Origin of the sequence: Pseudomonas sp. 18.1.10, assembly GCF_024655625.1 — a bacterium.
Classification (GTDB): domain Bacteria; phylum Pseudomonadota; class Gammaproteobacteria; order Pseudomonadales; family Pseudomonadaceae; genus Aquipseudomonas.
The window spans coordinates 1-8,193 of the sequence record NZ_JANLGL010000233.1 but is presented as its reverse complement, the minus strand read 5'-3'; the positions used below and the strand labels follow the sequence as shown (position 1 = coordinate 8,193).

Genomic DNA, 8,193 nt, shown 5'->3' with positions numbered 1-8,193 from the left:
CACATTTGACTGCATTCCAAAGTTGGAACTCGGTCGAATGTGGGAGCGGGCTTGCTCGCGAAAGCATCACCTCGGTTTCAATGATTCACCGTGTAAGCCAGCATCATCGACAGCTGGCACATCGGCCGCCCACTCTCGGCATGCCACTGGTTGAACGCCCCCTGCACCGTCGCCAGGTCCCGCAGGCTGGTCGGGGCCTTGTCGACGATCTTCTGCGCGTTCAACGCCGCCACCACGTCATAACTGGGCACAAACGTATCCTTGCCGACCATGCGCAAGAAGCGCGGCGCGGACAAACCGCCCAACTGGTGGCCGTGCTTGCTCAGGTATTTCCACAGGCCGACGATATCAGTCACCGGCCAGTCGGCGATAAACGCACCGAAACTGCCGTGTTCCTGGGCGATGTCCAGGATCATCTGCGCATTGCGCGGCACGCTCTTGAGCTTGCCCAGGTGGCGGATGATGCTGGTGTCCTGCATCAGCCGCTCCAGGTGCTCGGCGCCCATCAGCACGACTTTTTCCGGGTCGAAGCCGAAGAACACTTTCTCGAATGCCGGCCACTTGGCGTCCACCACGCTGTGCTTCAAGCCCGCGCGGAACACCCGCAGGGCCAGGGTCGACAGGTAGCGGTCATCGCTGATCTTGCGCAATTGTGCCGGGGTGTTGGGCACCGGCAGATGGGCTTCCAACTCGGCGGCCGAACCGAAACGGTTGAGACAGTATTCGTGCAGCCACTTGTAATCGCGCATGCCCTCTCCTGGGGTTTGAATGGAAAACGGCGCCTGCGAGCGCCGTGTGTCAGAGCGTCGAAGTCGCCTAGAGGTTCACTACATTGACGAAGCGCGAGGCGGCGGTCTCGTCAATCTTGAGGCTGGTGAAGTCGAACAGGTTACGGTCAGCCAACTGCGACGGCTGCACGTTCTGCAGGCTGCGGAAGATACTCTCGGTGCGGCCTGGGGTCTTGCGCTCCCAATCCAGCAGCATCTCCTTGACCACCTGGCGCTGCAGGTTTTCCTGGGAGCCACACAGGTTGCACGGGATGATCGGGAATTGCTTGAAGTCGGAGTAGGCCTGGATGTCCTTCTCGTTGCAATACGCCAGCGGGCGGATCACCACGTTGCGCCCGTCATCGGCGCGCAGCTTGGGCGGCATGGCCTTGAGCGAGCCATTGAAGAACATATTGAGGAAGAAGGTCTCGACGATGTCGTCGCGGTGATGACCCAGAGCCATCTTGGTTGCGCCGATTTCATCGGCAAAGGTGTAGAGCGTGCCACGGCGCAGGCGCGAGCACAGCGAGCAGGTGGTCTTGCCTTCCGGGATCAGTTCCTTGACCACCGAATAGGTGTCTTTCTCGACGATGTGGTACTCGACGCCCAGCTCTTTCAAGTAAGCCGGCAGCACGTGCTCGGGGAAGCCCGGTTGTTTCTGGTCCATGTTGACGGCGACGATCTGGAACGTGATCGGCGCGACCTTTTGCAGGTGCAGCAGCACGTCGAGCAGGGTGTAGCTGTCTTTGCCGCCGGAGAGGCAGACCATGACCTTGTCGCCGTCCTCGATCATGTTGAAATCGGCGACCGCTTCACCGGCCAGGCGACGCAGGCGTTTTTGCAGTTTGTTCTGGTTGACCGTAAGAGTGCCCATGGCGCTTGGATCCGCAAAAGGTGTGTGACGAAAAGCCGGGTATTTTAGCGTTATGAGCGACCGACTTCCAATGTGGGAGCTGGCTTCTGTGGGAGCTGGCTTGCTCGCGAATGCGGTGGATCAGAAATACATTCAGTGATTGACACACCGCTTTCGCGAGCAAGCCCGCTCCCACATTGTGATTGAGGCGCGCCTGACAGACCTCACCGCGATTAACCCCAGCGTTTACAGCGCAATTTGCTCTAAAGGCCCTACAGTTATTCCGGTCATCCCTTCCTATACTGCGACTTGAGGTCGCACAGATATCCGGGACCTTTCAGGCCAATTGGCCCGTGGGCGCTCCGCTGGGGGGCGATGGTAATAACGACAGGAGTGACTGGCATGATCCATCACGTCGTGGGGCTATTTACCCATCCCGACCAGGAATGGCGGGAAATCCGTGGCGATAAAGAAGAAAGCATCGGCCACATGTACCTCACCCATACGCTGATTCTTGCGGCGATCCCCGCCGTATCAGCCTTTATCGGCACCACCCAGGTCGGCTGGGTCATCGGCAACCGCGCGCCGGTCATGCTGACCCAGGAAAGCGCTTTGTGGATGACCCTGATGTCCTACGCCGCCATGCTCGGCGGCGTGGCGGTGATGGGCGCGTTCATCCACTGGATGGCCCGTACCTATGACGCCAACCCGAGCATGCGGCGCTGCGTGGCGTTCGCGACCTACACCGCAACGCCGCTGTTTATCGGCGGGCTCGCGGCGCTCTATCCGCATATGTGGCTGGGCATGGTCGTGGGCACGGCGGCGATTTGCTACACGGTGTACCTGCTGTATGTGGGGCTGCCGACCTTCATGAACATCGACCCGGACGAGGGATTCCTGTTTTCCAGTTCGGTGCTGGCCGTAGGGCTGGTCGTGCTGGTGGCAATCATGGCGTTTACCGTGATTGTCTGGGGCTTGGGCGTAGGGCCGATCTACACCAGTTGAGCGCGTTCAAACCATGGGCAAGGCCACCGCAAGGTGGCTTTGTGCGTTATGTGCGACCATTCGGCGCCTGACAGATTCGGAAACACCCGCCTTTGCGGCATACTGGGCCTCTCTGGAGATAGGTACAGCATGCCCGAGCAGCTCAACACCCGCGTCGAAGATTGTTTCCAACAAGCCGAATCCTTTTTCAAACGAAGCTTCAAACGCCCTCAGGTCAGCCTCAAGCTGCGGGGCCAGAAGGCCGGTGTCGCGCATTTGCACGAGAACCTGCTGCGCTTCAACCCCCAGTTGTACCGCGAAAACAGCCAACACTTCCTGAAACAGACCGTGGCCCATGAAGTGGCGCATTTGATTGCCCACCAACTGTTTGGCGAGCGCATCCAGCCCCATGGCGAGGAATGGCAACTCATCATGCGCGGGGTGTACGAACTGCCGCCGGACCGTTGCCATACCTATGCGGTGAAACGGCGCCAGGTGATGCGGTATATCTACCGCTGCCCGTGTGCGGACAGTGACTTTCCGTTTTCGTCGCAGCGCCATGGGTTGGTGGCTCAGGGGCGGCGGTATTTGTGTCGGCGGTGTCGGCAGACCTTGGTGTTTACCGGGGAAACCCGGGTGGAGTGAGGGCCTCATCGCAGGCAAGCCAGCTCCCACAGTGGATCGGTGATCGACCTGACAACGCGGTCAAATGTGGGAGCGGGCTTGCCCGCGAAGACGCCGGACCAGTCAACCAATAACCCTGGCCTGCCGCAAATCCTCGATCCGCTGAGCACTGAACCCCAACTCCGCCAACACCTCGTCACTGTGGGCCCCCACCGCCACCCCAATATGCCGAGGCGCCGGCAAACCCTGGGAGAACTTCAACGGGCACGCCAGTTGCGCCTGGCTCGAACCATCCCCCCGTGGCACCTGGCTGACCAACGCCCGCGCCTTCAACTGGGGATGCTCAACCGCCTCACTCAAACTCAGCACCGGTTCGACACAGGCATCCACCTCGGCAAACAACGCGCACAGCTCATCGAAACTGCGTTTCTCAAACTCAACCTGCAACTCCTGTTTCAGAGCCTTTTGCTGCGCCGGCTTAGGTGACAAGCCTTGCGCCGCCAATTCGGGCCGTCCCAGCGTGGCGCACAGTTGCTGCATAAACGCCGGCTCCAGGCTGCCGACGGACATCCACCGCCCATCCCGCGTGCGGTAATAGTCATAAAAACTGCCGCCATTGAGCACATGGCTCTCCCTCCCAGGCTCCACCCCACACGCCAGGTAACCCGCAGCGGCCATGGCGTTCAGGCTGAACGAACAGTCGGTCATGCTCACGTCCAGGCATTGGCCGACGCCACTGTGCTGCCGGGCGATCACCGCAGCCAGCAGCCCCACCACCGCATGCAACGAGCCACCGCCCACGTCCGCCAATTGCACGCCCAGGGGCAACGGGCCGCTGTCCTCGCGCCCGGTGTAGCTGGCCACGCCGGCCAGCGCCAGGTAGTTGATATCGTGCCCGGCGCGGTCCTTGTAGGGGCCGGTCTGGCCGTAGCCGGTGATCGACACATAAATAAGCTTTGGGTTGATCGCCTTCAACGCCTCATAGCCCAAACCCAGCCGCTCCATCACCCCAGGGCGAAACTGCTCAAGGACAATGTCGTACTCCTTGACCAACGCGCGCACGATCTCCAGGGCCTCAGCCTGCTTGAGGTCCAGCGCCAGGCTGCGTTTGTTGCGATTGAGGTAGGCATGGCTCGCCGACGTGCCCCGGTCATGGGGCGGCAGCACCCGCAGCAGGTCCATGCGCGTGGGCGATTCGATGCGCAAGACCTCGGCGCCCATGTCCGCGAGCAGCAAGGACGCAAACGGGCCAGGCAGCAAGGTGGAGAAATCCAGCACTTTGAGGGACGCCAAGGGACCTGACATGGGCACTCCAATTCCGTTTCGATTGCCCACAGACTAGGCAGCCTTGGTCCTACGGGCAATCGTCAGAACGATCAGCGACAGTGACCGTTTTGATCTCGGCGGGCTTTTTCCTGGCGACGGCTTTATCATTGGCCCACGTTTGCTTGCCGAGTGTTCCATGAAGTTTGCGATTGCCCTGTTTTCCGCCGCCCACGCGCCCTCCTCGCGCCGCGCCCTGCTGTTCGCCCAGGCGGCGCTGGCCGGCGGGCACGAGATTGTGCGGCTGTTTTTCTATCAGGATGGCGTGTACAGCGCGTCCAGCAACATCGTCGCGCCCCAGGATGAGCAAGACATCGCCCGCCAATGGCGAGAGTTCGTCAGCCTGCACCAGCTCGATGGCGTGGTGTGCATTGCCGCCGCCTTGCGTCGTGGCGTGCTCAACCACGAGGAAGCCACGCGTTATCAGCGCAGCGCGGTGAACCTCGATGCGCCGTGGGCGTTGTCGGGCCTGGGGCAGTTGCACGATGCCGCCCAGGCCGCCGACCGCCTGATCTGTTTTGGAGGGCCGTGACATGTCCAAATCCCTATTGGTGATCAGCCGCCAGGCGCCGTGGTCCGGCCCCAGTGCGCGGGAAGCCCTGGATATCGTGCTGGCCGGCGGTGCCTTTGATTTGCCGATTGGCTTGCTGTTCATGGATGACGGCGTGTTTCAGCTCGCACCGCACCAGAACGCCAAGGCCGTGCAACAAAAGGACCTGAGTGCCAACCTGCAGGCATTGGGGCTGTTCGGCATCGACGATGTCTTTGTCTGCCGCCACAGCATGGCCGTGCGTGGCTTGACGCCGCCCACCGAGGCGCAACCGTTGAGCAACGAGGCCATTTCCCAATTGATTGACCGTTACGACCAGGTGATTACCCTCTGATGTCGACCTTACATGTGGTGTCTCACTCGCCGTTTTCCGACAGCCGACTCGACAGTTGCCTGCGCATCTGCGGCGCCGACGACGCGATCCTGCTGTGCGGCGACGGCGCCTACGGGTTGCACGCCCCCGCCCTGCACACCAAGGGCGTAAAGGTGTTTGTGCTGGCCGAAGACATGCAGGCGCGCAACCTGCCCTTACCGGACTGGGCCGACAGCGTGGACTATCCCGGCTTCGTGCAACTGTCCCTCGAGTACAGCAAGGTCAACAGCTGGCTATGAACACCTTGACCGTAGGCGAACGCACCCTCGAATTGGACAAGGACGGTTACCTGGTCAACCTGGACGACTGGTCCGCCGAGGTCGCCAATGCCCTGGCCGCCGCCGAAGCCCTGGAGCTGACGCCCGACCACTGGCAGATCCTCGACCTGCTGCGCGGTTTCTACGCCGAATTCCAGCTGTCCCCGGCCACGCGCCCGCTAATCAAATACACCGCGTTGAAACTCGGCCCGGAAAAGGGCAACAGCCTGCACCTCAACAAACTGTTCAACGGCACTCCCGCCAAACTCGCCGCCAAGCTGGCGGGCCTGCCCAGGCCGACGAATTGCTTATGACCGACTTTGCCCCCCTGACGCTAGAAACCCCGGCCGAACACCCATTTGCACCGTTCGTGCGCATCCTCGGCAAGGGCAAGCGCGGCGCGCGCAACCTCACCCGTGAAGAAGCCCATGAAGCCATGGGCATGCTGCTCGACGAAAAAGTCGAAGACACCCAGCTCGGCGCGTTCCTGATGCTGCTGCGCCACAAGGAAGAAAGCCCGGAAGAACTCGCCGGTTTCACCCAGGCCGTGCGTGAACGTCTCCACGCCCCGGCACTGAACGTCGATGTGGACTGGCCGACCTACGCCGGCAAGAAACGCCACCTGCCGTGGTATCTGCTGGCGGCCAAGTGCCTGGCGCAAAATGGCGTGCGCATCCTTATGCACGGCGGCGGCGCGCACACCGCAGGCCGGTTGTACACCGAGCAACTGCTGGAAGGCTTGCAGATCCCGCTGTGCCGCAATTGGCATCAGGTCGAAAGCGCTTATGCACACGGCAACCTCGCGTTTATCCCGCTGGGCGACTGGGCGCCGCAACTGCAACGCATGATCGACCTGCGCAACACCCTGGGCCTGCGTTCGCCGATCCACTCCCTGGCGCGCCTGCTCAACCCGCTGAATGCCCGCTTGGGCCTGCAAAGCATTTTCCATCCTGGCTACCAAGGCGTGCATCGCGATGCCAGCGGCCTGCTCGGCGACAATGTGATTGTGGTCAAGGGTGACGGCGGCGAGATCGAGATCAACCCCGACAGCGCCAGCCACCTCTACGGCACCACCGGTGGCGAAAGCTGGGACGAAGAGTGGCCCGCCCTCTCCGCCCAGCGCCACGTCAAACCGGCCAGCCTTGAGCCTGAACACTTGAAGGCGTTGTGGCGCGGCGACGTCGAGGACAGCTACCCGCAACTGGCGCTGATTGCCACCATGGCCCTGGCCTTGCGCGGCCTCGGCCACCCACGGGAACAGGCGTTTGCCCTGGCCCAGCAATACTGGGACGCGCGGGATAAATCGATTTAATCGATCATTCACCCGCAGTCTTTGCGCTTTTAAATCGAACCCATCCCTTTAGACTGGGCTCCAACGCTTATTAGCCGAGGAGCCAGTCATGGGTTTGCTGATCGAAGGACACTGGAAAGACCAATGGTACGAAAGTAGCGCGGACGGCGCATTCCAGCGCGAACAAGCGCAACGCCGCCACTGGGTCACCGCCGACGGCGCGCCCGGCCCAAGCGGCGAAGGTGGCTTCCAGGCCGAAGCCGGCCGCTACCACCTGTATGTATCCCTCGCCTGCCCCTGGGCTCATCGCACGCTGATCCTGCGCAAGCTCAAGGGCCTGGAAAGCCTGATCGACGTGTCCGTGGTCAGTTGGCTGATGCTGGAAAACGGCTGGACCTTCGACAAGGCCCACGGCGCCAGCGGCGACGCCCTCGACGACTTTGCCTTCATGCACCAGCGTTATACCGCTGACACAGCCGACTACACCGGTCGTGTGACGGTGCCCGTGCTGTGGGACAAGAAGCTCAAGCGTATCGTCAGCAATGAATCGGCGGAAATCATCCGCATGTTCAACAGCGCGTTCAACGGGCTGACCGGCAATACGCTGGACTTCTACCCCGAGGCGCTGCGCCCGACCATCGACGCACTGAATGAGCGTATTTACCCGGCCGTGAACAACGGCGTGTACCGCGCAGGTTTTGCCACTTCACAGCAGGCGTATGAAAGTGCGTTTGATGATGTGTTTGCAGAATTGGATTACCTGGAACAGCACCTGAGCGACCATCGCTACCTGGCCGGGGAATACTTCACCGAAGCCGATGTGCGCCTTTTCACCACGCTGATTCGCTTTGATGCGGTGTATTACGGGCACTTCAAATGCAATTTGCGGCGGATTGCGGATTATCCGAATCTGTCGAATTGGCTGAAGGAAATGTATCAGTGGCCGGGGGTGGCCGAGACGGTGGATTTCGCCCATATCAAGGGGCATTACTATGCCAGTCACCGTACGATCAATCCGACGGGGATTGTACCGAAGGGGCCGGTGCAGGCGTTTGATGTTGGCCATGATCGGTTGAGGTTGAGTGGCAAAGCGGTTTGGAGCTGATCCAGATTATTGACTGGCCTTGAGGGCCTCATCGCGGGCAAGCCCGCTCCCACATTTGGAATGCAT

The 8,193-nt window shown here is 61.2% G+C and carries 11 protein-coding genes; 8 read left to right on the top strand and 3 right to left on the bottom strand.

From position 1 onward, the window contains the following. Positions 1–77: 77 nt before the first annotated feature. Together NUV89_RS25440 and ttcA are read right to left on the bottom strand one after the other, a co-directional pair. The gene (locus tag NUV89_RS25440) at positions 78–749 is read right to left on the bottom strand and encodes a DNA-3-methyladenine glycosylase I (RefSeq protein ID WP_017736045.1); all 672 of its coding nucleotides are present in this window, start codon (positions 747–749) and stop codon (positions 78–80) included. Positions 750–816: 67 nt separating this feature from the next. Beyond that, positions 817–1,641, bottom strand: a complete 825-nt coding sequence (gene ttcA, locus NUV89_RS25435; RefSeq protein WP_207043847.1) for a tRNA 2-thiocytidine(32) synthetase TtcA — start codon at positions 1,639–1,641, stop codon at positions 817–819. Between the two features lie 381 nt (positions 1,642–2,022). On the opposite strand from ttcA, the gene NUV89_RS25430 reads away from it, so the two are divergent. Together NUV89_RS25430 and NUV89_RS25425 are read left to right on the top strand one after the other, a co-directional pair. Further along, entirely contained in the window at positions 2,023–2,625 is a 603-nt protein-coding gene (locus tag NUV89_RS25430; protein ID WP_017737181.1) for a Yip1 family protein, read from the top strand. A gap of 129 nt (positions 2,626–2,754) precedes the next feature. After that, on the top strand, positions 2,755–3,249 hold the full coding sequence (locus tag NUV89_RS25425) for a SprT family zinc-dependent metalloprotease (RefSeq protein ID WP_257783487.1): 495 nt from the start codon (positions 2,755–2,757) through the stop codon (positions 3,247–3,249). Between the two features lie 102 nt (positions 3,250–3,351). Here NUV89_RS25425 and NUV89_RS25420 read toward each other — a convergent pair whose 3' ends face one another. Then, entirely contained in the window at positions 3,352–4,533 is a 1,182-nt protein-coding gene (locus tag NUV89_RS25420) for a CaiB/BaiF CoA-transferase family protein (RefSeq protein ID WP_257783486.1), read from the bottom strand. Positions 4,534–4,690: 157 nt separating this feature from the next. Here NUV89_RS25420 and tusD point away from each other — a divergent pair, with 157 nt between their 5' ends. From tusD to NUV89_RS25390, 6 genes are all read left to right on the top strand, one after another. Continuing rightward, positions 4,691–5,083 carry a sulfurtransferase complex subunit TusD gene (gene tusD, locus NUV89_RS25415; protein ID WP_257783485.1) on the top strand — a complete coding sequence of 131 codons (393 nt, stop codon included), beginning with the start codon at positions 4,691–4,693 and terminating at the stop codon, positions 5,081–5,083. 1 nt (position 5,084) lies between these two features. Next, positions 5,085–5,435, top strand: coding sequence for a sulfurtransferase complex subunit TusC (gene tusC / locus NUV89_RS25410; protein ID WP_122489804.1), 351 nt, complete (start codon positions 5,085–5,087; stop codon positions 5,433–5,435). Further along, positions 5,435–5,713, top strand: a complete 279-nt coding sequence (tusB, locus tag NUV89_RS25405) for a sulfurtransferase complex subunit TusB (protein WP_257783484.1) — start codon at positions 5,435–5,437, stop codon at positions 5,711–5,713. Before tusC ends, tusB begins: the two co-directional genes overlap by 1 nt. Continuing rightward, positions 5,710–6,045, top strand: coding sequence for a TusE/DsrC/DsvC family sulfur relay protein (locus NUV89_RS25400; protein ID WP_257783483.1), 336 nt, complete (start codon positions 5,710–5,712; stop codon positions 6,043–6,045). The genes tusB and NUV89_RS25400 overlap by 4 nt, the downstream gene beginning before the upstream one ends. Beyond that, positions 6,042–7,043, top strand: coding sequence for a glycosyl transferase family protein (locus NUV89_RS25395; protein ID WP_257783482.1), 1,002 nt, complete (start codon positions 6,042–6,044; stop codon positions 7,041–7,043). The genes NUV89_RS25400 and NUV89_RS25395 overlap by 4 nt, the downstream gene beginning before the upstream one ends. A gap of 88 nt (positions 7,044–7,131) precedes the next feature. After that, positions 7,132–8,127, top strand: coding sequence for a glutathione S-transferase family protein (locus NUV89_RS25390; RefSeq protein WP_257783481.1), 996 nt, complete (start codon positions 7,132–7,134; stop codon positions 8,125–8,127). Positions 8,128–8,193: the final 66 nt, after the last annotated feature.